Origin of the sequence: Ochrobactrum quorumnocens (assembly GCF_002278035.1) — a bacterium.
Lineage (GTDB): Bacteria > Pseudomonadota > Alphaproteobacteria > Rhizobiales > Rhizobiaceae > Brucella > Brucella quorumnocens.
The window spans coordinates 910,586-936,239 of sequence record NZ_CP022604.1 but is presented as its reverse complement, the minus strand read 5'-3'; the positions used below and the strand labels follow the sequence as shown (position 1 = coordinate 936,239).

Here is a 25,654-nt window from a genome sequence, read left to right as displayed (position 1 = left end):
TAATGTCCAACAAAATGCTTATAGATGCCTCCCACCCGGAGGAGACCCGCGTCATCGTAACGCGTGGCAACAAGATTGAAGAATTCGACTTCGAGTCAGAGCACAAGAAGCAGCTAAAGGGTAATATTTATCTCGCACGCGTCACCCGCGTCGAACCCTCTCTTCAGGCTGCTTTCGTGGAATATGGCGGCAATCGCCATGGCTTCCTCGCTTTTTCTGAAATCCATCCGGATTATTATCAGATCCCTGTTGCTGATCGTTTAGCCTTGCTCGAAGCGGAAGCCAAAGCTGCCCGGAGCGAAGACGACGAAGACGAACCAAAGGCCAAGAACAACGATCGTTCGCGTCGCCATCGCCGTCGTGGACGTCGTGATGGTCAGAATGGTGATTCGCAATCAAACGTAGCCCGTAACGGCCTGCCTGCTGCAGAACCAGTCGGACCTGATTTTGCAAACTATGTACCAGGTACGCCAGCCATCGCACTGATGAAGCAGGCTGGCCATGTCATTTCAGAAGCCATCGACGCTGACAATGGTGACGATGACGACGATTCGGAAGTCGAGAACGAAGAAGACATGGTTGAATCGGTTGGTTCCGAGGATGCGATGGAAGAACTTCCTTCGCATAGCCGCACCAATCGCCGTCAGTACAACATTCAGGAAGTCATCAAGCGCCGCCAGATCATTCTGGTACAGGTGGTCAAGGAAGAGCGCGGCAATAAGGGCGCTGCTCTGACGACCTATCTGTCGCTCGCTGGTCGCTATTCCGTCTTGATGCCAAACACCGCTCGCGGTGGTGGTATTTCGCGCAAGATCATCAATCCGCAGGACCGCAAGCGCCTCAAGGAAATCGTCAAGGAACTCGAAGTGCCGCAGGGCATGGGCGTGATCCTGCGTACGGCAGGTGCCAACCGCACCAAAGCCGAAGTAAAGCGCGATTATGAATATCTGATGCGCATGTGGGAGAACGTGCGTTCGCTGACGCTGCAATCGACTGCGCCTGCCCTCGTTTATGAGGAAGGCAGCCTGATCAAGCGCTCGATCCGTGATCTTTATAATAAAGACATCACCGAGATTCTGGTCGCAGGTGAAAACGGTTATCGCGAAGCGAAAGACTTCATGCGCATGCTCATGCCGAGCCACGCCAAGGTCGTTCAGCCTTACCGCGAACCAGTTCCTGTCTTCACGCGCTATGGCCTTGAAGCACAGCTTGATCGTATGCTTCTGCCACAGGTAACGCTGAAATCCGGCGGCTATCTCATTATCAACCAGACCGAAGCGCTGGTTGCGATAGATGTTAACTCGGGTCGTTCAACCCGCGAACATTCGATCGAAGACACGGCTCTCCAGACCAATCTGGAAGCGGCCGAAGAAGTCGCGCGTCAGCTGCGTCTGCGCGACCTTGCCGGTCTGATCGTTGTCGACTTCATCGACATGGAAGAAAAGCGCAACAATCGCGCTGTCGAAAAGAAGATGAAGGATTGCCTCAAGGACGACCGGGCTCGCATTCAGGTGGGCCGCATTTCGCATTTCGGCCTTCTCGAAATGTCGCGCCAGCGTATCCGCGCATCGGTTCTTGAAAGCACGATGCAGGTTTGCCAGCATTGCGGCGGTACAGGACATATCCGTTCTGACTCCTCAATGGCTCTGCATATCATCCGTGGCATTGAAGATTATCTCCTGCGTCATTCGGGTTACGACATCGTCGTTCGCACCCCTGCCGCATCGGCTCTTTATGTGCTGAACAACAAGCGCCAGCTGTTGGCTGATCTGGAAGGTCGTTTCGGCGCCAATATCAGCATTGACGCAGATGAAAGCGTTGGTCATCAGCATTTCGTCATCGATAAGGGCGCACCTTCGACACGTCCTGTAACCATTCAGCCTGTGCAGCCGATGGTTTATGAAGATGATTTCGAAGATCCTGAAATTCCGCTTGAGGACGACGAAGCCGAAGAAGAAATCAAGGCTGAACCGCAAGCTCGCGAAGAAAGCAGCGAAGAAGGCGATCGCAAGCGTCGTCGTCGTCGCCGCCGTCGCGGTGGTCGTGATCGCGAACAGACGGAACAGACTGAATCCGGTGCAGAAGCTGCGGACGAAGATGGCGATGAGGACGAAGATACCAGCCCTCAGAGCAACGCTTCGCTGAGCGAAGAAGATCGTCGCAAGAAGCGTCGCCGTGGTCGCCGTGGCGGACGCAAGAACCGTCGCGAAGACGAAATTCAGGTCAAGAAAGTACCTGATGCTGAGCCAGTAGGCTACACGCCCGTCTTCCCGCCAAAGGCAGAAGAAAAAGCTGCTGAAGCCGTCGTCAGTGAAGCCATTGCTGTTGAAACGGTCACGGTTGAGGTGGTTGCGGCTGTTGAAGCATCAGCTGCTGAAGCTGGCGAAAAGCCTGCAAAGCCAACTCGCAAGCCACGTGGCCGCAAGGCTGCGAAAAGCGAAGAGGTTGCTTCGGACGAAGTTGTTGCAGTCGAAGCAGTAGAAGAGCCTGCAAAGCCCGCGCGCAAGACACGTTCGCGTAAGAAGCTCGCAGAGGAAGAAGCTCCTGTAGAAGCGGCCGCACCGGCTGAAGAAGCAGAAGAGATCAAGCCAAAGCGCCGCACCCGCAAGGCAGCCGCCAAGCCGGAAGTGGAAGAAGCTGTTGTTGAGGCCGATGTTGCTCCTGCTGCTGAACCACAGAAGGTTTCCGAGCCCGTCGTCACCTCCAGTGAAACCGAAGAGCAGAAGCCAAAGCGTGGTGGTTGGTGGCAGAAAAAGGGCTTTTTCTAAGCCCTGCCCGCTTAATACGTAATATAAGAAAACCGGCAGAAACGCCGGTTTTCTTTTTGCTTTATCGATTTTCTATTCAGGCTTTTTGTTGTGGAAGCCATTCTTCGAGGCGACGGACCACTTCCTGCATTTCCTCTACCTTGCCAGCATAGGAAAAGCGCATAGTGCGATGCCCATCAACCGGATCGAAGTCGCGTCCGGGTGTAGCCGCAATATTGGTTTCAGCAATCATAAGGCGTGCAAATTCCATGCTGTCATTGGTGAGACGCGAAACATCACAATAGGCGTAGAACGCACCATCCATGGGTGCCGCAAGGCTCAGTCCCATTCGAGGAAGATGATCGAGCAAAATCTGGCGGTTCTGCCGATAGCGGTCCTTCACACGTTCGAGTTCTGCTGTCGCATGAAAAGCTTCGATTGCAGCGCGCTGGGATAATTCAGGTGCCGAAATATAGAGGCTCTGTGCGAGGCGTTCGATAGCCCGAACGTCTGCACTTGGCAGAACCATCCAGCCGATGCGCCAGCCGGTCATGCAATAATATTTCGAAAACGAATTGATAATCGTCACGTCATCCGAAATCTCAAGTGCTGTAACGTCTTCTGTTTCATAAGAAAGACGGTGGTAGATCTCATCCGAAATCACGCGGATGCCAAGATCGCGGGCAGTCTCTATGATCGCCTTTAATTCAGGCTTGTCGATCACTGCACCCGTCGGGTTTGCGGGACTTGCAAACAGCACACCTTTGAGCGGCTTTTCAGCATGGGCAGCAGCAAGCGCTTTGGCTGTCAATGCGCCGGATGCTCCACCCTCATTGGCTATCTCTACGACTTCAAGACCAAGCGCTGTCAGAATGTTGCGGTAGGCGGGATAACCCGGACGCGTGATTGCAACGCGATCGCCTGGATCGAAATAGACAAGAAACGCCAGATTGAACGCGGCCGATGACCCTGTCGTAATCGCAATACGTTCAGGCGAGACGGTTACGCCATAATTGTCAGCATAATGCGCGGCAATTGCTTCGCGCAGCTCTATCAGCCCAAGAGCATCGGTATAACCGATACGGCCATCTTTCAAGGCGCGTTCTGCAGCCAGCCGCACGATTTGCGGTGCCGGGTCTGCTGGCTGCCCGACTGCCATCGAAATGATTGGATGGCCCGCAGCACGGCGACGATTGGCCTCCGCCAGAACATCCATGGCGTGAAACGGTTCGACTGCGCTGCGGTTGGAAAGAGTATTCAACTTAGCCTCCAAAAAAGCGGGAATGCAATGCAACTCACCCGCCCTATAATCGCCGGATTGGTAAAGCAACAGCGCTGTAGTAAAAACAGCGATGAAGATTGATATAAAGCCCTTAAACTAGGCCTGATTTGTAAGATTCGCTTTTGTTTCGTTTGAGCAGGATGAGGAGCACTATGGGGAGCATGACTGCAACTTTCATGACCAAAGCGTTTTCTTTTCAGAATGTAATGCGTCGTTCAGTTGCTGCCTTTGCAGCGCTTGCTGTCGCGGTGACAGGCGTTCTGCCTGTTCAGGCCCAATCACGCGGCGGTGGTGTTCCCATCGTGCGTGATGCTGAAATTGAAGCGCTTGTCGCCGATTATGCAGCGCCGATCCTTAAAGTCGCCGGATTAGGCGGACGTGGTGTCCGTGTTATTCTCGTCAATTCTCAGAGCTTCAACGCCTTTGTCGACGGCCGCCGTATTTTCATCAATACAGGCGCGATCATGCAGGCTGAAACTCCCAACGAAATCATCGGCGTTATCGCGCATGAAGCTGGACACATAGCTGGTGGACATCAGGACCGCTTGCGCGAACAGCTGAGCCGCGCACGCACCATGGCAGTTATTGGTATGCTGCTGGGCGTAGGCGCAGGCGTTGCAGGTGCTGCTTCAGGCAGTGGTGCGGCTGCGGGTGCCGGTGGCGGCATCGCCATGGGCAGCACAGAAATGGCAATGCGCAGCCTGCTCAGCTATCAGCGCACCGAAGAAATGACTGCAGATCGACTGGCTGTGAACTACCTAAATGCCACCGGTCAATCCACGAAGGGCATGCTTGATACATTCCAGCGTTTTGCCTCGGCGCTTTCGCTGTCGGGTACACAGATTGATCAGTATCGCATCAGCCATCCTTTGCCACGCGAGCGCATTTCCAATCTCGAGGAGCTTGCCAAAAAGAGCCCCAACTACAACAAGACGGATTCCGCAGCTCTTCAGCTCAGACATGATATGGCGCGTGCAAAAATTGCTGCCTATTCCAACAATATGGGCGCATTGCAACGCATGTTCAGGGGTAACCCTGGCGGATTACCCGCGCGCTACGGCAGTGCTATTACAACATATCTGAATGGCTCGGCGCGTTCTGCTCTTCCCAAGTTTGATGCACTCATTAAAGAGCAGCCCAAGAACCCATATTTTCAGGAAATGATGGGGGAAGTTCTGATCAAAGCCAACAATCCTCAGGGCGCTGCCAAGGCTTTCCAACGTGCCGTTGCACTCGACACACGCAAGTCCCCGCTTCTTCGGATGAGCTATGGTCGCGCTTTGATGTTGACGGGATCAAAAGCGAATATGCCGACCGCAATCAAAGAGATCAGAGCAGGCATTGCAGCCGACCCTGAATTTCCGGGCGGATATGGCTATCTCGCCCAGGCTTACGGCCAATCGGGTGATATGGCGCGTGCAGACCTTGCCACAGCCGACATGAACTATTATTCCGGCAAGCTACAGCAGGCTCAGATTTTTGCGATCCGTGCACAAAAACAGATGAAATCCGGATCGCCGGACTGGATGCGCGCGCAGGATATCATCAACGCCAAAGCAAAAAAGTAATACGCGCGGATAACGCCCTAGGGTCCAGACTCAATTGAGCCACCATGTGACGATGGCAGCGATATAGCATGTGGCTGTAAAGTTCAGCATGAGCTTGTCATATCGTGTCGCGACCCTCCTCCAGTCCTTGAGGCGGCAAAAGGTGCGTTCGATGATGTTTCGGCGGCGGTAGGCAATTGGGTTGAAAGGTTTGATCCGCTTACGGGTCGGATTATTTGGAATGACCGGTTCAGTGCCGCGAGCTTTGAGAAAATCGCGTAACGCGTTGCTATCGTAAGCCGTATCGGCAGCGCACAGGTTGCTTGGCGGCAGTGGCTCAAGCAGTGGGATGGCAATGGGAGCGTCACCGCGCTGCCCAGGGGTTATTCTCAGTGCGACTGGGCGGCCACAACCATCGACAACAGCATGTATTTTTGTCGATCTGCCGCCTCGCGATCGACCGATGGCTTGAGCTTCCGCCCCCCTTTTCCGCCAGCAGCAGATCGGTGCGCCTTTGCGGTGGTGCTGTCGATCATGTGAATGTCGCGATTGGTCGTCTGCACCAGTGCTTCGAATAGTTGCCGCCATATGCCTTTGGCAGACCAACGATGGAAACGATTGTAGATGGTTGTCGAGGGACCGTAGACAGCGGGGCAATCCTGCCACCGACAGCCAGTGCGCAGCACATGGATGATGCCGCTAATCACCCGGCGGTCGTCAGTTCGATGCGCGCCGGGTTGGTTCGTTGGAAGCAAAGGAGCGATCACTGCCCATTGCCGATCATCAAGCCAGAATTCTCCTGCCATGCTCCAAAACTCCCGTTATCAGGAGAGTGAATCATGAAGAAGTAATTTGATCAAATGTTTAATTGGGTTTGGAGCCTAGAGCATTTCCTGTTTAAGATGAATCGTAGAAAATGCGTCTCACTGTTTGTTTATACGAATGTCTCCCAAAATCGGTTCCCACTTTTGGGAGACATGCTCTAGATCGCCGTGCGCCCTCTTGGGCGCCACACAAGGGCGCTCTAAACTATTGAATCTACGCATCGTGCTTTCCAAAAAATCGATTCCGATTTTTGGGCCAATGCTGTAGCGATATCCCAAGCGGATTTTCAGAACGTATGAAAGTGATCGGTATGAAGAATGTAATTTTAGGCTCGATTGCGGGTGTCGTGGTTGGCGCTGCTGCTCTCGCCGCTGGTTATTATGCAGGCACTGCCCATCAACAACCAGCACCTGTCGCTGCAGCACCTAAAGCAGCCCCCGCTTCATCTGACATGTCACAGCAGGCTGTTGAAAACATCGTTCGCAACTATCTGTTGCAGAACCCTGAAATCATGATTGAAGTGCAGACAGCACTTGAAACAAAGCAGGCTCAAGCTGCACAGGCGCAAATCAAGGACGTATTGGCTTCCAGCCAGGACGAACTTTACAATTCACCCCATGATGCTGTTTTTGGCAATCCGAATGGTGATGTGACTGTTGTTGAGTTCTTCGATTACAATTGCGGCTATTGCAAACGCGCATTGCCAGACATGGAAGCCATCCTCAAGAACGATCCGAACGTCCGTTTCGTGATGAAAGAATTCCCGATCCTCGGTCCGGATTCCATGCGGGCGCACATCGTAGCACAAGCCTTCAGAGCGCTAATGCCAGACAAATATGCTGAGTATCACGAAGTGTTGCTCGGAGCACAAGAACGCGCCACTGAAGAGTCTGCGATTGCTGACGCGGTCAAGTTGGGTGCTGACGAAGCAAAGCTGCGCGAGAAAATGAAGGACCCGGCGATCACCGGTTCTTTCCAGAGCACCTATCAGCTCGCCAGCAAGCTCAACATCACCGGCACGCCATCCTATATCATCGGAAACGAGCTTGTTCCGGGCGCGATCGGTGCGGAAGGCCTGATTGAAAGAATCGCCGCTGCACGCGCAGCAAGCAAAAGCTGATTTGATTAGAACCGTGTCTCGTGGGTGCTCGCATACATCACACGAGATGCGGTCAATAAATCATATCGCGGAAATAACTATTTTTGCCACATATTGCGTCCATTCCACAAAGAATAGCGGGAAAAACGCTGTGGTGAAACATTAGCATTGAATTAGAGGGTTTCGACTTGCATCCAAGCCCTCTATATGGAATGCGAAGTGTAATCGAAATTTCGTAATAGGCCCGTTATCGACCACGGACGAATATGGTGAAAACAGTTTTTGTTCTGAATGGCCCCAATCTCAATCTTCTAGGGAAGCGTGAGCCTGGCATATACGGTGTGGCAACGCTCGATGATATCGAAGCGAGCTGCAAGCGTGAGGCTGAACAACTGGGTCTTGAGGTCGATTTTCGCCAGACCAATTATGAAGGTGATCTGGTTAGCTGGATTCAGGAAGCGGGTGATAAAAACGCCTATGTCCTGATTAACCCAGCTGCTTACAGCCACACTTCGGTTGCTATTCATGATGCAATCCGCTCGGCCAAAGTTACGGTCGTGGAAGTGCATCTGTCGAACATTCATGCGCGTGAAGCTTTCCGGCATCACTCCTATGTCTCCGCAGTCGCCAAAGGCGTCATCTGCGGCTTTGGCGCGGAAGGATACCTGCTCGGCCTGCGCGCACTCGCGGCAATTGCCAAAGAAGAAGAAAACAACGGGCAAAGCGTAAAAGGGGCCTAATATGTCCAGCAAAACTTCCGTCATCGACAAGGAAACCATCCGCGATCTCGCGGACATCCTCAATGAAACCGACCTGACCGACATCGAAGTCGAGCATGGCGATCTGCGTATTCGCGTTTCGCGCAAGGTAACGGTTCAGGCTGCTGCCACCGTAATGCAGGCTGCACCAGTAGCTGCCGCAGCACCAGTCGCTGCTGTTGCCGCTGAACCAACCAAGGCAGAGCTGTCGAAGAACGCCGTGCCTTCGCCTATGGTTGGAACCGCCTATCTCGCCCCTGCCCCTGGAGCACGCAACTTCATTGAAGTTGGGACCCAGGTTAAGGAAGGCCAGACCCTTCTCATCATCGAAGCTATGAAGACCATGAACCAGATCGCCGCTCCACGCGCCGGTACGGTCAAGGCTATTCTGATTGAAGATGCAGCGCCTGTAGAATTCGGCGAGCCGCTCGTCGTCATCGAATAAGACGACCATCTGGTCAGAAGAACTTCGGCTTATTCAATGAACGGGCAGCAAAGCGCAATGTTTCAAAAGATACTCATAGCCAATCGTGGCGAAATCGCTCTTCGTGTGCTCAGAGCTTGTAAAGAGCTGGGCATCAAGACGGTCGCAGTTCACTCAACGGCAGATGCTGATGCAATGCACGTTCGCCTTGCGGACGAAAGCGTTTGCATTGGACCTCCTCCATCACGCGACAGCTATCTGAATATTCATCAAATCGTTGCCGCCTGCGAAATCACAGGCGCGGATGCAATCCATCCGGGCTACGGCTTCCTGTCGGAAAATGCCAAGTTTGCTGAAATTCTTGAAGCACATGGCATTACCTTCATCGGACCAACCTCATCGCATATCCGCATCATGGGTGACAAGATTGAAGCCAAGCGCACTGCAAAGCGCCTTGGTATTCCTGTCGTGCCGGGTTCGGACGGTGGCGTTACCGATGATGTTGAAGCTGCTCGCGTTGCCAAGGAAATCGGCTACCCTGTCATCATCAAGGCATCTGCTGGTGGTGGTGGACGCGGTATGAAGGTCGCGAAAACCGAGGAAGACCTCTCTGTAGCGCTCTCAACCGCTCGTACCGAAGCCGGTGCAGCATTTGGTGACGACGCAGTCTACATCGAGAAGTATCTCGAAAAGCCGCGTCACATCGAAGTTCAGGTTATGGGCGACGGTGCTGGTAACGCAATCCACCTGGGCGAACGCGACTGCTCCTTGCAACGCCGCCACCAGAAGGTCTGGGAAGAAGCCAATTCTCCAGCGCTCAATGCAGAAGCACGCCACAAGATCGGCATGATCTGCGCCAACGCTGTGGCCGATCTCGGCTATCGCGGTGCGGGTACGATCGAATTCCTTTATGAAAACGGTGAGTTCTATTTCATTGAAATGAACACCCGTTTGCAGGTGGAACATCCGGTCACCGAAGCCATCACCGGCATCGATCTTGTTCATGAACAGATTCGTGTGGCCGCTGGTCTCGGCCTTTCGGTCAAGCAGGACGATGTGCGCTTCTCGGGTCACGCTATCGAGTGCCGCATCAATGCTGAAGATCCGCGTAACTTTACGCCATCACCGGGTCTTATCACGCATTACCACACTCCAGGCGGTCTTGGCATTCGCGTGGATTCGGGCGTCTATTCCGGCTACCGCATCCCGCCTTACTATGACAGCCTTATCGGCAAGCTCATCGTACACGGTCGCAACCGTGTCGAATGCATGATGCGTCTGCGTCGTGCGCTTGATGAGTTCGTGGTCGATGGCGTCAAGACGACCCTGCCCCTGTTCCAGGACCTGATTTCCAATCAGGACATTGCCAATGGCGACTATGACATTCATTGGCTGGAAAAATATCTGGCCAAGCAGTCAGAAACACCAGGTGCATAAGTAAAGTGACCGCAGGAGCTTCCCCGGACGACTATTCGATCGAGCCGGAACTGCTCCTGCGGGCCTATTCCACCGGGGTTTTCCCGATGGCCGAAGAAGCGGATGATCCGGAGATTTTCTGGGTTCGTCCTGAGAAGCGCGGCATCATTCCGCTTGATGGCTTTCACATCCCGAAAAGCCTGCAAAAAACAATCCGACAAGCTATTTTTGAGATCAGGCTCGATAGTGATTTCGAGGGCGTTATCGACGGCTGCGCAAGTGGCTCCGGTGAGCGTGCACGCACATGGATCAATGGTCCGATCCGCGAAGCATACGGCAAGCTGTTTGAAGCTGGACATTGTCACACGGTCGAAGCATGGCATGACGGACAACTTGTCGGCGGGCTTTATGGCGTCACGCTTGGCCGCGCATTCTTTGGCGAGAGCATGTTTACACGGAAACGCGATGCCTCAAAGGTTTGCCTTGCCTATCTGGTGGAACATCTGAACCGGCAAGGGTTCGTCCTGCTCGATACGCAATTCACAACCGCTCATCTGGAGCGCTTCGGTGCGATAGAGGTAAGGCGTAAAAAATACGAAGTGATGCTTGAGCAAGCGCTTCAGGGCGACGCTACGTTCTGACGATGTATCGGGCAGTTTTATTTAAACTGCGCCATCACAATCGTTTGGCTTTTGGCAGTGCGTCTTCGCTTAATTATTTACGCTGATCCGGTGGCGGAACTTCAGACTTCTGCTTGCAGTCCTTCAACCACACGTCATAAATCGGGTGCTCAACAGCATTGAGACCGGGACTATCGGCAAACATCCAACCGGTGAAAATACGTCTGATCTTACGATCCAGCGTAATTTCATCGACTTCGACGAAGCCATCGGTGCGTGGCGCTTCATTTTCGGTGCGGGAATAGCAAACTTTTGGCGTCACCTGCAGCGCACCAAATTGCACAGTCTCGTTGATATAAACGTCAAAACTCGTGATGCGACCTGTAATCTTGTCCAGCCCCGAAAACTCGGCCACTGGGTTTGATATCCGTTCGGCCTGAGCAAGCTGAATGCCGCTTGTGCTTGAAAGAAGCGCGATCAGGGCAACCTGTGCCGCCTTGCTGATCCAGTTCTTTCCATTACCAGCCCTGCCGGGAGAATGCTTCGTCAAAACGGATATCCGCATCAAAATGGTGAATTAAAAAGCCGGAATAATTCCTAAGCATGAAATGTGACGATTCGTTGCCCTGCTGCAAGCAGCAATGAACCCACAGCGCCTGTGCGGCACCTCTATCCTCAAAACCTTTTGCAAACTGGCAATCGGAGATGAAAAATCCGGCGTGAAATGTCACGCCGGACCACAATTTCGGTATTTTAGTTGCCTGGTGTCCAGGCGTCGTATTCGCCGGTCACACGCGGACGCTCAGCAGGTTGCGTACCCGGAATAGCGATCGAACCTTTTGGGCGATACGCCAGCGGTGACCCCGTGAGGTTCTGCAAATGTGGCTTCTGCCAGTCGCGCGGCTGGTAATCTTCCTTGCTTGGCGGTGTATCAACGCGGTGATGCATCCAGCCATGCCAACCCGGAGGAATTGCGCTTGCTTCTGCATAGCCATTGAAAATGACCCAACGACGTGTGCGACCTTCAGAGTCCTTGCCACCCTGATAGTAGACATTGCCGAACTCGTCTTCGCCTACGCGCTCGCCCTTGCGCCACGTATGAAGGCGGGTGCCGAGCGTCTGGCCATTCCACCATGTGAAGACTTGTATAAGAAATTTCTTCATGACCTATCCAGATCCGTTTTCGCCACAGGCAGAGTAACTGCTGGGTTTTGAACGCTTATGGCCCTATCGAAAGACCAAGGCAAGGGGCAAGTTGCCGCTGTCACAAGAGTATGATGCAGCGACAGGCCGAATTTACGTGTCGCATTATCCTACGCAAAACCGCCTCGCACTTTTGCTGGAAATGTTTTGTTTCTACGCATTTACCTCACGCAAAACCGCTTCGCACTTTTGCTGGAAATGCTTTTTACATAGACCAGCCTTCAAGAGACTTTTCCATAATAAGTACCGGCTCCTTGCAATTGGGGTCGCCCCAATCTTCGCTACGGCCGACCAGTGCATAGCCCTTGCGTTCATAGAAGCGGACTGACTTTGCATTCCGCTCGATCACTTCAAGCCGCATCGTATTTACACCGGGAAAGGCCATTTCAACTTCTGCCAGAAGCATGGTGCCAATACCCTGCACCTGCGCATCAGGGCGAACATAAAGCTGATGAAGCGAGGCTTTGCCATCGCCAGTCTGACTTGCGAAAGCCATTCCATCGATGCCGCCTGCGCCATTATCGGCAACGATGAATTCCGAGTATGGCTTTTTCAGATTGGCTTTCAAAGCTGCAACGGAATGCCATTGACCGGTAACGGTATTCACCATCTCCCGGCCAATAATATCGTCAAAGGTCGCGTGCCAGGTTGAAACCAGCAGTTCATGCACGGCCTTCAGGTCGGCTTCACTGGCGCTGCGAACCCACATTATTCTTCAATCCCAAGCTTGGACTTGACCAGATCGTTGACGGCCTGCGGGTTAGCCTTGCCACCTGTTGCCTTCATCACCTGACCAACGAACCAACCAGCCATGGTTGGCTTTGCCTTGGCCTGCTCAACCTTGTCCGGGTTAGCTGCGATGATATCGTCAACTGCCTTTTCGATAGCGCCGGTGTCAGTAACCTGCTTCATGCCGCGTTCTTCAACGAGGCTCTTCGGATCACCACCTTCGTTCCAGACGATCTCGAACAGATCCTTGGCGATCTTGCCGGAAATCGTGCCGTCCTTGATGAGATCGATAATCGCACCAAGCTGATCTGGCGAAACTGGCGATTCTTCAATGTCCTTGCCAGCCTTGTTCAGCGCGCCAAGAAGATCATTGATGACCCAGTTCGCAGCGGCCTTACCGTCGCGGCCTTCAGCAACCGCTTCATAATAGTCAGCGATGGCTTTTTCAGTGACCAGAATCGATGCGTCATAGATCGAAATGCCGAGTTTTTCGACGAGGCGGTCTTTCTTGACGTCTGGCAGTTCCGGCAATTCAGCGGCAAGCGCATCAACAAATGCCTGATCGAATTCAAGCGGCAAAAGGTCTGGATCCGGGAAATAGCGATAATCGTGCGCTTCTTCCTTCGAGCGCATCGAACGCGTTTCGCCTTTTACAGGATCAAACAGGCGGGTTTCCTGATCGATAGAGCCGCCATCTTCCAAAATACCGATCTGGCGACGTGCTTCATATTCAATGGCCTGCCCGACAAAGCGGATGGAATTGACGTTCTTGATTTCGCAACGTGTGCCGAACTCACCACCTGGACGACGCACAGAAACGTTCACGTCGGCACGCATTGAGCCTTCGTCCATATTGCCATCGCAAGTGCCGAGATAACGGACAATCGTGCGCAGCTTGGTCAAATAGGCACGGGCCTCATCAGACGAACGCAGGTCAGGTTTGGAGACGATTTCCATCAGCGCCACGCCAGAGCGGTTCAAATCAACATAAGACATCGTCGGATGCTGATCGTGAATCGACTTGCCGGCATCCTGTTCGAGATGGAGCCGTTCAATGCCGATCTCGACATCTTCGAACTGCCCCTTATTGTCGGGGCCGACCGAGATCATGATCTTGCCTTCGCCAACAATCGGCTGCTTGAACTGCGAAATCTGATAACCCTGCGGCAGATCGGGATAGAAGTAGTTCTTGCGGTCGAATACCGACTTCAGATTGATCTGCGCATTGAGGCCGATACCCGTACGCACGGCCTGCTTGACGCATTCCACATTAATGACAGGCAACATGCCCGGCATCGCCGCATCAACCAGAGACACATTGGCATTCGGAGCTGCGCCAAACGATGTAGAAGCGCCTGAGAACAGTTTCGACTCGGACGTGACCTGAGCGTGGACTTCCATGCCAATGACGATTTCCCAGTCGCCGGTGGCGCCAGAGATGAAGCGTTTTGGTTCGGGCGTACGCGTATCAATAAGGGTCATAGTAACTCGTCTATCTCTTCCTGTGCGACGCAATGCGCAGCAAAAATTCTATCTGACTTTGGCTAAAACAAACGGGGGAGACTGGCAAGCCTTCTCTGCCATTCACGGCAATTTGCTCAGGGATTCATAGGCTTTTAGGCCGAAAGAACGTCGTCAAAACCAATTCGTCTGTAAAGCCGTTCAGCACCAGAGGGATTGTTCGGTTCAACTTTCAAACTGACTTTATGCTGTCCACGGTGAAAGAAAAGCCCAAGAACGTGGAGCAGTAGCGCCTCGCCTATTCCTTCTCGTCGCCTGTCTGGATCGACAACCAGATCCTTTATAAAGGCGCTGTTCCAGCATTGCACAAAAGCGATAACTCGATCAGACCGATCCAGTACCGGGACAACAAAGTCCGGATCATACTCGCTATCTGAGATCAATCCACGGTGCCACGTTTCAAAATCCGCTACTGAACCGCCTCCATTCATATAGGAATTGACCAGCAATGCATGGGTGCGCTGAGCATATTCTTCAAAGAATGCGCCTATCGCAACATCTGTCGGCCACACAGGTTTACGTGGCTCTTCCTGCATCGTCAGCGCCAAATGAAGATATGGCAAATTGATCACGTCATAGCTCCTTCGATCGCGGATTAAACTACAAATAAAAAGGCCGCGCTGTGCGCGGCCTTTTTATTAAATTGGAGAAAAGAAGAATTAAGCCTCTTCAGACTTGTCTTCTGCCTTCTTCTTAGGAGCGGCTTTCTTCTTAGCAGCAGCCTTCTTGGCTGGTTTTGCTTCCGACGCATCATCTTCGTCTTCTGCAGTAAGCTCTTCCTTCGAGACCTTCTTGTCGGTCACGTTGATGTTTGCGAGCAGATGGTCAACGACCTTTTCTTCAAAGATCGGTGCGCGAAGGTTAGCAACGGCATCCGGCGTCTTGCGCAGGAATTCGTAGATTTCCTTTTCCTGACCTGGATAACGACGTACCTGATCGTAAACTGCGCGCTGCAGTTCTTCTTCAGATACTTCTACGCCAGCCTTTTCACCGATTTCGGAGAGAACCAGACCGAGGCGAACGCGACGTTCAGCAAGCTTTCGATATTCTTCGCGAGCAGCTTCTTCAGTGGTTTCTTCGTCTTCGAACGTGCGGCCAGCCTGCTGCAGGTCGAAGTTGATCTGCTGCCAGATGTTGTTGAATTCTGCGTCAACAAGCTTCTCTGGGGTTTCGAACTGGTAATCGCCATCGAGAGCGTCGAGAATCTGACGCTTTACCTTCTGACGAGTGATCTGGCCGTACTGGCTTTCGATCTGCTCACGAACAACCTGACGCAGACGCTCAAGCGATTCGATGCCGAGCTTCTTTGCGGTTTCGTCGTCGAGAACGAGTTCGTTTGGCTTGGCAACTTCCTTCACGGTGATGTCGAAGGTTGCTTCCTTACCTGCGAGATGGGCTGCGCCATACTCAGCTGGGAAAGTTACGTTGATGACCTTCTCATCGCCAGCCTTGACGCCAACGAGCTGCTCTTCAAAGCCGGGAATGAACTGACCCGAACCGAGGATGAGCTGCGCATCAGTGTCTGCGCCACCATCAAATGGTTCGCCATCAAGCTTGCCGAGATAGTCGATCGTTACGCGATCTTCATTTTCGGCCTTGCCCTTTTTGGTTTCAAAAGTGCGGGTCGATGAAGCAACGCGCTTAACCTGTTCGTCAACTTCTTCATCAGCGATGTCTACGACTTCACGGGTTACCGCGATCTTCGAGAAATCCTTGACTTCGATAGCTGGCAGAACTTCGTAGTTCAGCGAGAAAACGAAATCAGCCTTGCCGTCGAGAACCTGTTCGGCTTCTTTTTCGTCTTCCGACATAGAAACGACTGGCTGGGTTGCCGACTTTTCGTTGCGCTCAGCGAGGATCGAGCGCGACGAATCGTTGAGGATTTCGTTCACGATCTCAGCCATGAAGGACTTGCCGTAGGTCTTGCGCAGGTGTGCCGTTGGCACTTTGCCTGGACGGAAACCATTGATCTTGGCGCGACCACGCGCAGTTTCGAGCCGCTCAGCGAGCTTGGCTTCGAGATCTCCGGCCGGAACCACGACTTTAATCTCGCGCTTCAGCCCTTCATTGAGCGTTTCGGTAACCTGCATGTTCAAACCTTCACTTCTTGTCATTGTCCCGCCGTTACCGGCGCTTATGCCTCGTCGCGGGAGAGAAATTCTTTTGCCTTAAGGCAGTTGGTGCGGATAGAGGGACTCGAACCCCCACGGTCTCCCGCCAGAACCTAAATCTGGTGCGTCTACCAATTTCGCCATATCCGCCTCTGAACCGAAGTGCACTCCACCGAATGCACTAAATTCGCCTCAGATATTGAACCGCCTCTCGAAAGCGCGCGTCTCTATATCATTCAATTTTCCCGGTTCAAAGGAAAAAAGCCGTTTTACCGGCATTGATTTGCCAGCTCTTTCAAGCCGAAGCGCTTTCGTTCTGTCCGCCCCTATATAGCGATCTTATAGCCTTAGCCAAGCCCCTTTTCTTCAAGGGCGATATTAATAGAGCGGCTCCTGGTAAAGTTGCTTGCCGTTATCGCGCAAAGCTTTCATCACAGCGGTGCCCGTATCATCGACGGCAACTACCGCAGTGATATCCAAATCACGCTGGCTATCCTCTATTACACGGCCCTCACCTTCGGGTACGTAATAGCGTTCTATGCCGTAACGCATGTTGATTGTCGCATCCGGGAAATCGGAGATGGCGTAGGTCGATTGTCCGCGAATCTGAGCTTCATCAGAAGCTAAGTCTGCAAACGGCGTGAACGACGCGCGCGAAATATTCCATATTCCTTTGTCGTCAGGCTTCACCGCGACATAAACAGTGCGAGAACCGTCGGCAGGGGTCCCCTGAATAATCTTGCGATCAATCGATGTAATATCATAGCCAAGGATCACATAATCGCCGCGCATCAGATCGCGAGGATCAACAGGCCGCGTCTGCAACACAATCTCATGGCCAGAACGCAGTACCGAAGCCCGCTTCTCGATGCTCGCATACAGAATGCCTGTCTGCAGCACTGCAGTAATAACCGCGCCCGCGTAGAGCCATTTCCTTCTTATTATGCTCATGGCTGCACCTCCACTGCGCGCTTTCGCCCGAACCTGCTCTCCATACGACGCACAAAGGCCGCAAGCAGTAACACCAGCACGCCAGCAGTGAGGAAGAAGCCAGACGTACCGATCATCGAGCCGACGGTCGTGAAGGCGAGGTAAAGCACTTCAACTGAGAAGGCTGCGTAAGCAATCGAGCGCAAGCTGCCGTTGTCACGTCCACATATGGCCAGCGCTCCGATGGAAAGCGCGAGAATGAGGATTCCATAGACGACGTCTTGCGTGACGGCCTGGTTGAAGATCGAGGAAATCATTTTGTCGACCTGAAGAATGCCAAGCGCCAGAAGAGCAAGCAGCAAACCGTAGGAAGCCAGAGGATGCGCAAACCGCGTCAGCTTTTGAAGAGCTTCATGTGCAAATGCATCCGCCAGCATCAGGGCGATACCGATTATCAACATCATGCCGAGAATCGCTCGGCTTTCATGTTCCGAATAAAGAAGAACAGCCCAACCCAAAACAAACAGGCACCAGAGATGCGCAGCGTGACGAGATCGCGTAAAACGCGCAGCGCCCGCGCCCACCAGAACCAACAAAGGCCCCATCCAGCGATAGCTGAGATCGCCATAGTCATTATCGAAAGCATATGTAGACAGATAAAAGCATGCGACGCCTGCACCGAAAGCAGTCAGCACCGGCGAACGCAACAGGAAGGCAGAAGCCAAGACACCACCTGCCCAGACCAGTGCTGCCGAATGCACATCACCCGACAGATGATACATCTGACCGACGAGCGCTATGCCCGCACCAAAGGATGATGCCGCCACTATATAAAGCGCTTGCGGCAATAGCCTGTCGCCACGCGACTGCCGCCATGCCCCACCGAGATAACAGGCCCAGATCAATACAAAGATCAGGCCAATGCGCATGATGCGTGGCATGTCCTGCCAGTTCGCTGCAATCAGCATGATGACCGCAGCTCCCAGCAATAATCCGCCAAGCGTCGCGAGAACCGAGCCGAGACTGAACCGGGGACCACGTTTTTCGAGATCAACATTCAGGCGCGATGCCGTTTCAGCATCGATAAGTCCTTCATGCTGCCAGCGCTCGATCAGGCGCTCTACAGATACTGAAAACGACAAAACAACTCCCGAACAATCTATCCGTTGATGTCACCAACTTACCAAGTGGCTGAGAACATATAGGAAACTCGCCAGTCGGCAAATAGTTAGAGCAAATCAGTTTGAGGCAAATTTGTGCCTGACCAGTCTAATCGATTTAGCGCGTCGTGCAGAACCCGCAAGGCAGCTATGCAAACTCGGGTCTGCAAGTAGCGAAAACAATGAGTTATATAATGGGCAACAAACAAGATGAATTGATCACCAGTTCCTCAACGATGAAGGAATAATACCATGAACCTCTTCCGCTCTTACAACAACTGGCGCCGTTACCGCGATACCGTTAACGAGCTGAACCAGCTCTCGACTCGCGAACTTAACGACCTTGGCATTTCCCGCGCAGACATCCCATATGTAGCGCGTCAGTCCAAGGCACGCTAATCAGATTTCAGTTTCCTGAGCCTGAATCCTCCTCCCATCAGGCTCGGTTCGTCGCAAAGCACTCCTCCTCCCATGCTTTGCGATACCAAGACCGGTCTCTCCTCCTCCCAATTCCGGTCTGACAATAATGGCATCCGTCGCACCTCCTCCCGCGCCGGATGCCATTTGTGTTTCTGGCATCTAATTACGAACCTCTGACGCTCATCTCCCATTGAAGGCGACATGCAAAGGCGGTAAGGGATTTGCCATGTCAAAAGATACCGATTTCTCCCCCGTACATGTTGTTGGTGGCGGCCTCGCCGGCTCTGAAGCTGCGTGGCAAATTGCGCAGGCTGGCGTTCCTGTTATCCTGCATGAAATGCGTCCCGTCCGTGGCACAGATGCGCATAAGACAGAGCAGCTGGCAGAGCTGGTTTGTTCAAATTCTTTCCGTTCGGATGACGCAGAGACCAACGCTGTAGGCGTCCTCCACGCCGAGATGCGCCTTGCAGGCTCGCTGATCATGGCTTGTGCGGATGCAAATCAGGTTCCAGCCGGCGGCGCTTTGGCTGTTGATCGCGAAGGTTTTTCGCAGGCGGTAACCGCAAAACTTGAAGCCCATCCACTCATCACCATTGAGCGCGAAGAAATCGCGGGCCTGCCACCGGAAGAATGGGGCACGGCGATTGTGGCAACCGGCCCGCTGACGGCGCCATCACTGGCTGAAGCCATTCAGGCACAGACTGGCGCCGATGCACTGGCATTTTTCGATGCGATTGCGCCGATTGTGCATTTTGATTCGATCAATATGGATATTTGCTGGTTCCAATCGCGCTACGACAAGGTCGGCCCCGGAGGCACCGGCAAGGATTACATCAACTGCCCCATGGATAAGGACCAGTATGAGGCTTTTGTCGCAGCACTGATCGAAGGCGATACGACTGAGTTCAAGGAATGGGAAGGTACGCCCTATTTCGACGGCTGCCTGCCGATTGAAGTCATGGCCGAACGCGGCGCCGAAACATTGCGCCATGGGCCGATGAAGCCAATGGGCCTTACCAATGAGCATAACCCGACAGTGAAAGCCTATGCGGTCGTGCAATTGCGTCAGGATAATGCGCTTGGCACGCTCTACAATATGGTCGGTTTCCAGACGAAGCTGAAATACGGCTCGCAAACCGGTATCTTCAAGATGATCCCCGGCCTTGAGAATGCAGAGTTCGCACGTCTTGGTGGGCTGCATCGCAACACTTATCTCAATTCGCCGGTGCTACTTGATAACGTGCTGCGGTTGAAATCGCGCCAATCCCTGCGTTTTGCGGGCCAGATCACCGGCTGCGAAGGCTACGTCGAATCATCTGCAATTGGCCTGCTTGCAGGACGTTTTACCGCCGCTGAAAAGCTCGGAAAAACGCCTGTTGCGCCGCCACAGACCACAGCTTTCGGTGCGCTTCTCGGCCACATCACCGGCGGTCACATCGTTGCTGACGATGAAGAACCCGGCAAGCGCTCTTTCCAGCCAATGAATGTGAATTTCGGATTGTTTCCGCCGATTGACGTTCCAAAGCCGGAAGGCAAGCGTCTGCGCGGCAAGGAAAAGACGATTGCTAAAAAGCGCGCATTGTCTGCTCGCGCTCTCGCTGATTTCCAGGTATGGCTGGATAATAACGCATAGTTTTGAAAGAAAATGTAAATCAAAGACTTAAGGCGGTTCTCTTGAAAAAGAAAACCGCCTTATCTTTTAGAAACCAGCTCTGAACATCAGCCATTGTTTGCGCAGCGCTGAAAGGTCAGCAATCTGATCAGCCGCCTTGTCACCCAGTCGTTCAATCGACTTGAGATAAGCAGGGACAAGCGCCAACGGTAAGAATGCCGGAGCGAGACTTTTGGGCAAAGCCTGCCTGGATTTCTCAAAAATCACCAGATGTTCACGTGCGAGAGCCGTCATCACGCTAATCACACGCCCATGTGCCGACTTGTCTTCATTGCCAAGGAAGGCCTCGCGCGTCACACCAACGGCCTGTAACATATCTGCGGGGACATAAAGCTGTCCGCGACGCCGATGGATCGGCATCAGACGCAACAGACCCGTCACAGCCTGCGCAACGCCTGCATGTCCCGCTGTCTCAGCATGAGACTGGGCTGCATCACGGTCGAGGATGAAACCTGCCAGCTGAATGAGAGCGGAAGCGGTCTCACCACAGTAGCCTTCAAGATCGTTCCTACTTGGTATCGGATCGTCATAAAGGTCAAAAATCCGCGCTTCGCAATAATTGTCGAATGCAGAACGCGGCAGATCATATTTGGTAATTGTCTCAATCAGAGCTGCTGCAACAGGATGCGCATCTGCACTGCCCCTTGCCTCACCATTGAGAAGATCGCGCCACCATTGCAGACGCACTTCGCCGGGCAGTGGCTCGTGAACCAGATCGCGAATGCGGGCGATTTCCGCATTGAACGCGTAAAGTGCTGCAAGCGCGCCGCGTTTATCCTCCGGCGCATAAAGCACCGAAAGATAACGATCCCGGTCGGCTTCGCGCAGAAGCGCCAGGCAATGTGCCTCATTCTGGTTCATGAAAATCAGTCTACAGCAATCAGTGCAGCGGCAACTGCGCGATCTTCAGCGAGCAGCACATTATAAGTGCGGACCGCAGCACCTGTGCTCATTGGATCGGACGAAATACGGTGTTCACGAAGCACAGCGCGCACGTCTTCCGGAATACGGCGCAAATCCATACCCGTACCGACCAGGAGGATTTCTATATCGTTCGCCTGCTCAAGAATGGCACCCAGATCATGGCGCGATATAATTGGCGGTGTCTGTGGGTCCCAGCCATGAATACCCGACGGCAAACAGAGAATAGACCCCTTGTGCGACATATCTGCAAAGCGAAAGCCGCCATTGCCATATGCATCAATAGGTGCCCGGCCCGGAAAATGGGCTTCGCGAATTTCTATGCCTTTTGCCATGTCAGAGCATTTCCAGTTTGGATTGAGTCATTAGAAATGCTCTATCCATTTGTTTTACGCGCATCTTGTCCGAAAACCGTTTCACACTTTTCGGGATGCGCTCTAACTGTCCAGATTGAGCGATTGTGCAAGATCGTCGCCCATCGCATCATCTCCTTCGGCTGCACGCGGCTTGAGGCCAAACTGTACAAGCAGAGGTGCTGCAATAAAGATCGAAGAATAAGTCGCCACGATAATGCCGACGCTCAGTGCCAGTGCGAACATACGAATATCCGCTCCACCGAACATATAGAGCGGAATATGTGCAATGAAAGTCACAAAGGCGGTAGGCAAGGTGCGTGACAGTGTCTGATTGATCGAGGCGTCGATAATCGCGGGCAATGGCGCGCTGCTATAACGGCGCAGATTTTCCCGCACGCGGTCATAGATGACGATCGTATCATTGAGCGAGTAGCCGATAATGGTCAGAACGGCGGCAACGCTCCACAAATTGAATTCCATTCGGAATACAATGAATACACCGGCCAGAATGATAACGTCGTGCAGGGTCGATAACACAGCACCGAGTGCCAGCTGCCAGCGGAATCTTATCCAGACATAGATGAAGATACCTGCCAGCGAGAGAAATAGCGCCAGAAGCCCCGCCTGTGACAGCTGTTCCGAAACCGTTGGACCAACAACCTCGACGCGCTGGAACGAATAATCCTGTTCGAACTCACCACGTAGTTTGACGGCAACGGTCTGCTCCGCATCGTCGCCCACTTCCTGACTGCCGATGATCACGAGCGCCGAACGTGGCGACTTGGCAGGAAGAACGCGCGCGCTTTCGATATTGAGTTCGCTCATACGTTCTTCAATATCCGGCAGATTTGCATCGCCGCTACGGGCCTGCAATTCAACCATCGAACCACCACGGAAATCGATGCCGTAGTTGAGGCCGATATTGACGAAAAGTGCCACAACGATCGCACTCGCCAGAACAGAAATGCCAAGCGTTACGAACTGCAGGCGCATGAACGGGATATGCGTAACTGTCGGAACCAGTTTCAGACGACGCTTGGGGATTTCTTTCGGTTTCGCCGTGCGCACCCATTGGGCAATCAGCAAGCGCGTGAAGGTCAGCGTGGTAAATAGCGTCGTGCCAATACCGATTGTAACAGTCAGCGCGAAGCCATGAACCGGACCAGAGCCAAGCAGGAACAGCACCAGAGCTGCAATCATTGTCGTGAGATTGGCGTCCACAATCGTCGAAAGTGCGCGATAAAAGCCGGATTCCATTGCCTGAACAACGGAATAACCTTTGCGGCGGTCTTCCCGAACGCGTTCATATATAAGAATGTTGGCATCGACGGCCATGCCGATAATCAGCACCAAACCCGCGACACTCGCCAACGTAATAGATGCACCGATCAGCGATATGATCGCGATCAGGATAATCATGTTGACGGCGAGCGCCACCATGGCGATGACGCCAAGTATGCCGTAGGAAAGCACCATGAAAAGACCGACGAGCAAGGCGGCCAGCAGTGCTGCGGAAACAGCAGCACTTGCATAGTCGTCACCCAACGCCGAAGCAATTGTGCGTTCTTCCAGAACAGAAACTGCCTGTGGCAGCGCACCGGACCGCAGAACAACTGACATATTGTTGGCGGACTGCAGATCGAACGCGCCTGAAATCTGCAATTCATTTGTATCGAGCGGTTCGCTCACAACAGGTGCAGAAACAACCTGATTATCGACGACGATTGCAAAGCTTTTGCCGATGGCCTGAGTGGTCGCTGCAGCTAGGTTGCTGCGCCCCTTCTCATCCAGCGTCAGCGTGATGATTGGTTCATTGTCGTCTTCAGAAAGTGTGGCTTTGGCATCCGTAACGTCAGCCCCTGTAAACACAGGCTCGTTTTTCACAAGATAACCAATAGGCGGGTCATCATAAGAATAAACAACCGTGCTGTCGGCAGGCGGCGTTCCGCGAATAGCATCGTCGGGCGAAACGCTGTCGTCAACTGCGCGGAAGGAAAGATTGCCACGGATGCTGAGAATGTCTTTTAGAAGCTGAGCGTCATAAAGGCCGGGAACTTCAACGCGAATGCGATTGCGTCCCTCTTCCTCGACAATGGGATTGCCATAGCCAAGTTCTTCAAGACGCTGGCGCATGATCTCTTTGGTGCGATCAAGATCGCCCCTACCAGCATTCTGCACCTGAAGCACAAGACGGGAACCACCGGAAAGATCAAGTCCAAGCGCGACCTGCTTTGTGGGCAAAAATCCGGGCAGATTTGCCAGTGTTTCACGCGAGAAAAAATTAGGCGACGCAATGAGGAAGCTGGCAATAATTGCCAACCAGATCAGAGCCGACTTCCAACGTGAAAAATAAAGCATCGAACAGCAATTCCGTTTCGGCTTGGGTAGAGCGTGCCGGAGCGTACGTGTTACAAACGGCTCTCCAGCTTGGCGAATGGGTCACAATATATGACCCACACGCGATAATGAGCGAGCCCCGGTTATGGAAACCTTACCGGACTCGCGTAATCTGATAAAAATTACTTGTTCTTGTTGTCGGCGACTGGTTCGCCCTTGACGCGCACTTCGGAAAGAGCGCTGCGCAGAACGCGAATGCGAACGCCTTCAGCGATTTCAACGTCGAGTTCGCCGTCGTCGTGGACCTTCTGGACCTTACCGACAATACCGCCACCGGTCACAACCGTATCGCCGCGACGAACTGCTGCCAGCATTTCCTGACGCTTCTTCATCTGGGTCCGCTGTGGGCGGATGATGAGAAAGTACATGATTACAAAGATCAGGACGAAAGGCAGAATGCTCATGAGCATGTCTGGCCCGGCGCCGCCGCCGGAGGCTTGTGCAAAAGCCGGTGTTACGAACATTAGGAACTCCTCTGAAGTCTCGAAGACAAATTCTTTACGGCATTACAATGGTTAGCGCGTCAATTGCAACCGGCGAAGGCCCTACTGCGCCAAGGTCGCACACTTTTCCCGCCCGCTGTGGCATGTTAAGCCCTGATCCTCACTATTTGAGGGCTTGGAATGACCACCGAAAATATACTCAGCCAGAAACTGGACCGACTGATCGCTGCACTGGAGCGTATTGCTCCACCACAACCAACCGTACCCGACCTTGAAGCAGCCGATTGCTTCGTCTGGGCACCCGAGCGTCTAACACTCGACCCCGTCAGCCGCGTTAATCGCGTCGATATCTCGCTCATTCGTGGCGTTGATTTGGTGCGTGACCAGCTCGTTGACAATACCCGACGTTTTGCAAAAGGCTATCCGGCGAATAATGTCCTGCTCTGGGGCGCGCGCGGCATGGGCAAATCATCACTCGTCAAAGCGGCACAAGCCAGCGTCAATGCAGAGCAGACCGAAAAGCTGCCATTAAAGCTTGTTGAAATTCATCGTGAAGACATCGACAGCCTCCCTGCCCTGATGAACATCATTAAGGAAACGCCGTATCGCTTCATCCTGTTCTGCGACGATCTTTCTTTTGATCACGATGATACGTCCTACAAATCGCTGAAGGCAGCGCTCGAAGGCGGCGTCGAAGGGCGCCCAGACAATGTGATCTTCTATGCAACGTCCAATCGCCGCCATCTGATGCCGCGCGATATGATTGACAATGAGCGTTCGACCGCCGTCAATCCGTCTGAAGCCATTGAGGAAAAAGTATCACTGTCAGATCGTTTCGGCCTTTGGCTCGGCTTCCACAAATGCAGCCAGGACGACTATCTCGCGATGGTTGATGGTTATGCAGCACACTACAAGCTGGATTATGATCCCCAGGCGATGCACGCAGAAGCCCTGACCTGGGCGACGACACGTGGCAATCGTTCTGGTCGTGTTGCATGGCAGTATATTCAGGATCTTGCTGGTCGTATGGGCAAAGCGATGTAAAGAAAAAGGCGGGTCTAACCCGCCTTTCT

At 53.1% G+C, this 25,654-nt stretch carries 24 protein-coding genes, 1 tRNA gene and 1 pseudogene; 10 read left to right on the top strand and 16 right to left on the bottom strand.

The genetic code is table 11. The features are described 5' to 3' along the window. Positions 1 to 2: 2 nt before the first annotated feature. Positions 3 to 2,768 carry an Rne/Rng family ribonuclease gene (locus CES85_RS13990; protein WP_095446527.1) on the top strand — a complete coding sequence of 922 codons (2,766 nt, stop codon included), beginning with the start codon at positions 3 to 5 and terminating at the stop codon, positions 2,766 to 2,768. 76 nt (positions 2,769 to 2,844) lie between these two features. Here CES85_RS13990 and CES85_RS13985 read toward each other — a convergent pair whose 3' ends face one another. Continuing rightward, positions 2,845 to 4,008 carry a pyridoxal phosphate-dependent aminotransferase gene (locus CES85_RS13985; protein WP_095446526.1) on the bottom strand — a complete coding sequence of 388 codons (1,164 nt, stop codon included), beginning with the start codon at positions 4,006 to 4,008 and terminating at the stop codon, positions 2,845 to 2,847. A gap of 173 nt (positions 4,009 to 4,181) precedes the next feature. Here CES85_RS13985 and CES85_RS13980 point away from each other — a divergent pair, with 173 nt between their 5' ends. After that, positions 4,182 to 5,597: a M48 family metalloprotease gene (locus CES85_RS13980; RefSeq protein ID WP_095446525.1), complete on the top strand. Its 1,416-nt coding sequence runs from the start codon at positions 4,182 to 4,184 to the stop codon at positions 5,595 to 5,597. 99 nt (positions 5,598 to 5,696) lie between these two features. Here CES85_RS13980 and CES85_RS13975 read toward each other — a convergent pair. Then, positions 5,697 to 6,382: pseudogene (locus tag CES85_RS13975) on the bottom strand (IS5 family transposase); the annotation flags it as partial. A gap of 329 nt (positions 6,383 to 6,711) precedes the next feature. Here CES85_RS13975 and CES85_RS13970 point away from each other — a divergent pair. The 5 genes from CES85_RS13970 to aat all read left to right on the top strand — a co-directional run bounded on the left by CES85_RS13970 (position 6,712) and on the right by aat (position 10,739). After that, positions 6,712 to 7,521: a DsbA family protein gene (locus CES85_RS13970; protein ID WP_095447885.1), complete on the top strand. Its 810-nt coding sequence runs from the start codon at positions 6,712 to 6,714 to the stop codon at positions 7,519 to 7,521. 245 nt (positions 7,522 to 7,766) lie between these two features. Continuing rightward, complete coding sequence (gene aroQ, locus CES85_RS13965; protein ID WP_095446524.1) at positions 7,767 to 8,240, top strand: type II 3-dehydroquinate dehydratase; 474 nt, start codon at positions 7,767 to 7,769, stop codon at positions 8,238 to 8,240. Position 8,241: 1 nt separating this feature from the next. Continuing rightward, complete coding sequence (accB, locus tag CES85_RS13960) at positions 8,242 to 8,703, top strand: acetyl-CoA carboxylase biotin carboxyl carrier protein (RefSeq protein ID WP_095446523.1); 462 nt, start codon at positions 8,242 to 8,244, stop codon at positions 8,701 to 8,703. A 57-nt stretch (positions 8,704 to 8,760) separates the two neighbouring features. After that, on the top strand, positions 8,761 to 10,119 hold the full coding sequence (gene accC, locus CES85_RS13955) for an acetyl-CoA carboxylase biotin carboxylase subunit (RefSeq protein ID WP_095446522.1): 1,359 nt from the start codon (positions 8,761 to 8,763) through the stop codon (positions 10,117 to 10,119). A gap of 50 nt (positions 10,120 to 10,169) precedes the next feature. Beyond that, on the top strand, positions 10,170 to 10,739 hold the full coding sequence (gene aat, locus CES85_RS13950; RefSeq protein WP_095447884.1) for a leucyl/phenylalanyl-tRNA--protein transferase: 570 nt from the start codon (positions 10,170 to 10,172) through the stop codon (positions 10,737 to 10,739). A 73-nt stretch (positions 10,740 to 10,812) separates the two neighbouring features. Here the strand turns inward: aat and CES85_RS13945 are convergent, their stop codons facing one another. The 10 genes from CES85_RS13945 to CES85_RS13900 form a co-directional block, all read right to left on the bottom strand. Then, the gene (locus tag CES85_RS13945; protein ID WP_095446521.1) at positions 10,813 to 11,283 is read right to left on the bottom strand and encodes a DUF2155 domain-containing protein; all 471 of its coding nucleotides are present in this window, start codon (positions 11,281 to 11,283) and stop codon (positions 10,813 to 10,815) included. After that, a complete protein-coding gene (locus CES85_RS13940; RefSeq protein WP_157743458.1) occupies positions 11,237 to 11,449 on the bottom strand; it encodes a hypothetical protein in 213 nt (70 codons plus the stop codon). Before CES85_RS13940 ends, CES85_RS13945 begins: the two co-directional genes overlap by 47 nt. A 22-nt stretch (positions 11,450 to 11,471) precedes the next feature. Further along, positions 11,472 to 11,882 (bottom strand): NADH:ubiquinone oxidoreductase subunit NDUFA12, encoded by a 411-nt coding sequence (locus CES85_RS13935; RefSeq protein WP_095446519.1) that lies wholly within the window; start codon positions 11,880 to 11,882, stop codon positions 11,472 to 11,474. A 244-nt stretch (positions 11,883 to 12,126) separates the two neighbouring features. Then, positions 12,127 to 12,630: a GNAT family N-acetyltransferase gene (locus CES85_RS13930; RefSeq protein WP_095446518.1), complete on the bottom strand. Its 504-nt coding sequence runs from the start codon at positions 12,628 to 12,630 to the stop codon at positions 12,127 to 12,129. Then, positions 12,630 to 14,132: an Asp-tRNA(Asn)/Glu-tRNA(Gln) amidotransferase subunit GatB gene (gatB, locus tag CES85_RS13925; protein ID WP_095446517.1), complete on the bottom strand. Its 1,503-nt coding sequence runs from the start codon at positions 14,130 to 14,132 to the stop codon at positions 12,630 to 12,632. Before gatB ends, CES85_RS13930 begins: the two co-directional genes overlap by 1 nt. Before the next feature lie 134 nt (positions 14,133 to 14,266). Next, positions 14,267 to 14,743, bottom strand: coding sequence for a GNAT family N-acetyltransferase (locus CES85_RS13920; RefSeq protein WP_244923287.1), 477 nt, complete (start codon positions 14,741 to 14,743; stop codon positions 14,267 to 14,269). Positions 14,744 to 14,830: 87 nt separating this feature from the next. Then, positions 14,831 to 16,261, bottom strand: a complete 1,431-nt coding sequence (gene tig / locus CES85_RS13915; RefSeq protein ID WP_268967536.1) for a trigger factor — start codon at positions 16,259 to 16,261, stop codon at positions 14,831 to 14,833. A gap of 88 nt (positions 16,262 to 16,349) precedes the next feature. After that, positions 16,350 to 16,432, bottom strand: a tRNA-Leu gene (locus CES85_RS13910). 228 nt (positions 16,433 to 16,660) lie between these two features. Beyond that, positions 16,661 to 17,233: a GDYXXLXY domain-containing protein gene (locus CES85_RS13905; protein WP_095446515.1), complete on the bottom strand. Its 573-nt coding sequence runs from the start codon at positions 17,231 to 17,233 to the stop codon at positions 16,661 to 16,663. Continuing rightward, positions 17,230 to 18,354: a DUF2157 domain-containing protein gene (locus CES85_RS13900; protein WP_095446514.1), complete on the bottom strand. Its 1,125-nt coding sequence runs from the start codon at positions 18,352 to 18,354 to the stop codon at positions 17,230 to 17,232. Before CES85_RS13900 ends, CES85_RS13905 begins: the two co-directional genes overlap by 4 nt. A 270-nt stretch (positions 18,355 to 18,624) precedes the next feature. On the opposite strand from CES85_RS13900, the gene CES85_RS13895 reads away from it, so the two are divergent. Further along, positions 18,625 to 18,771 (top strand): DUF1127 domain-containing protein, encoded by a 147-nt coding sequence (locus tag CES85_RS13895; RefSeq protein WP_094577128.1) that lies wholly within the window; start codon positions 18,625 to 18,627, stop codon positions 18,769 to 18,771. Between the two features lie 247 nt (positions 18,772 to 19,018). After that, entirely contained in the window at positions 19,019 to 20,425 is a 1,407-nt protein-coding gene (trmFO, locus tag CES85_RS13885; protein WP_095446512.1) for a methylenetetrahydrofolate--tRNA-(uracil(54)-C(5))-methyltransferase (FADH(2)-oxidizing) TrmFO, read from the top strand. Between the two features lie 66 nt (positions 20,426 to 20,491). On the opposite strand, the gene CES85_RS13880 is transcribed toward trmFO, so the two are convergent. The 4 genes from CES85_RS13880 to yajC all read right to left on the bottom strand — a co-directional run bounded on the left by CES85_RS13880 (position 20,492) and on the right by yajC (position 24,602). Next, the gene (locus CES85_RS13880) at positions 20,492 to 21,325 is read right to left on the bottom strand and encodes a phytoene/squalene synthase family protein (protein WP_095446511.1); all 834 of its coding nucleotides are present in this window, start codon (positions 21,323 to 21,325) and stop codon (positions 20,492 to 20,494) included. Between the two features lie 5 nt (positions 21,326 to 21,330). Beyond that, a complete protein-coding gene (locus CES85_RS13875) occupies positions 21,331 to 21,720 on the bottom strand; it encodes an Mth938-like domain-containing protein (RefSeq protein ID WP_095446510.1) in 390 nt (129 codons plus the stop codon). A 102-nt stretch (positions 21,721 to 21,822) separates the two neighbouring features. Further along, positions 21,823 to 24,099 carry a protein translocase subunit SecDF gene (gene secDF, locus CES85_RS13870; protein WP_095446509.1) on the bottom strand — a complete coding sequence of 759 codons (2,277 nt, stop codon included), beginning with the start codon at positions 24,097 to 24,099 and terminating at the stop codon, positions 21,823 to 21,825. A 161-nt stretch (positions 24,100 to 24,260) separates the two neighbouring features. Then, complete coding sequence (gene yajC, locus CES85_RS13865; protein ID WP_095446508.1) at positions 24,261 to 24,602, bottom strand: preprotein translocase subunit YajC; 342 nt, start codon at positions 24,600 to 24,602, stop codon at positions 24,261 to 24,263. A gap of 159 nt (positions 24,603 to 24,761) precedes the next feature. Here yajC and CES85_RS13860 point away from each other — a divergent pair, with 159 nt between their 5' ends. After that, on the top strand, positions 24,762 to 25,625 hold the full coding sequence (locus tag CES85_RS13860; RefSeq protein WP_095446507.1) for an ATP-binding protein: 864 nt from the start codon (positions 24,762 to 24,764) through the stop codon (positions 25,623 to 25,625). The last annotated feature ends 29 nt before the right edge of the window (positions 25,626 to 25,654 follow it).

Excerpts from the sequence above, each read along its gene's own strand:
- CES85_RS13990 (WP_095446527.1), top strand. The coding sequence starts at position 3 with ATGTCCAACAAAATGCTTATAGATGCCTCCCACCCGGAGGAGACCCGC.
- CES85_RS13980 (WP_095446525.1), top strand. The coding sequence starts at position 4,182 with ATGGGGAGCATGACTGCAACTTTCATGACCAAAGCGTTTTCTTTTCAG.
- CES85_RS13970 (WP_095447885.1), top strand. The coding sequence starts at position 6,712 with ATGAAGAATGTAATTTTAGGCTCGATTGCGGGTGTCGTGGTTGGCGCT.
- aroQ (WP_095446524.1), top strand. The coding sequence starts at position 7,767 with ATGGTGAAAACAGTTTTTGTTCTGAATGGCCCCAATCTCAATCTTCTA.
- accB (WP_095446523.1), top strand. The coding sequence starts at position 8,242 with ATGTCCAGCAAAACTTCCGTCATCGACAAGGAAACCATCCGCGATCTC.
- accC (WP_095446522.1), top strand. The coding sequence starts at position 8,761 with ATGTTTCAAAAGATACTCATAGCCAATCGTGGCGAAATCGCTCTTCGT.
- CES85_RS13945 (WP_095446521.1), bottom strand. The coding sequence starts at position 11,283 with ATGCGGATATCCGTTTTGACGAAGCATTCTCCCGGCAGGGCTGGTAAT.
- CES85_RS13935 (WP_095446519.1), bottom strand. The coding sequence starts at position 11,882 with ATGAAGAAATTTCTTATACAAGTCTTCACATGGTGGAATGGCCAGACG.
- CES85_RS13930 (WP_095446518.1), bottom strand. The coding sequence starts at position 12,630 with ATGTGGGTTCGCAGCGCCAGTGAAGCCGACCTGAAGGCCGTGCATGAA.
- gatB (WP_095446517.1), bottom strand. The coding sequence starts at position 14,132 with ATGACCCTTATTGATACGCGTACGCCCGAACCAAAACGCTTCATCTCT.
- tig (WP_268967536.1), bottom strand. The coding sequence starts at position 16,261 with ATGCAGGTTACCGAAACGCTCAATGAAGGGCTGAAGCGCGAGATTAAA.
- CES85_RS13905 (WP_095446515.1), bottom strand. The coding sequence starts at position 17,233 with ATGAGCATAATAAGAAGGAAATGGCTCTACGCGGGCGCGGTTATTACT.
- CES85_RS13895 (WP_094577128.1), top strand. The coding sequence starts at position 18,625 with ATGAACCTCTTCCGCTCTTACAACAACTGGCGCCGTTACCGCGATACC.
- trmFO (WP_095446512.1), top strand. The coding sequence starts at position 19,019 with ATGTCAAAAGATACCGATTTCTCCCCCGTACATGTTGTTGGTGGCGGC.
- CES85_RS13880 (WP_095446511.1), bottom strand. The coding sequence starts at position 21,325 with ATGAACCAGAATGAGGCACATTGCCTGGCGCTTCTGCGCGAAGCCGAC.
- CES85_RS13875 (WP_095446510.1), bottom strand. The coding sequence starts at position 21,720 with ATGGCAAAAGGCATAGAAATTCGCGAAGCCCATTTTCCGGGCCGGGCA.
- secDF (WP_095446509.1), bottom strand. The coding sequence starts at position 24,099 with ATGCTTTATTTTTCACGTTGGAAGTCGGCTCTGATCTGGTTGGCAATT.
- yajC (WP_095446508.1), bottom strand. The coding sequence starts at position 24,602 with ATGTTCGTAACACCGGCTTTTGCACAAGCCTCCGGCGGCGGCGCCGGG.
- CES85_RS13860 (WP_095446507.1), top strand. The coding sequence starts at position 24,762 with ATGACCACCGAAAATATACTCAGCCAGAAACTGGACCGACTGATCGCT.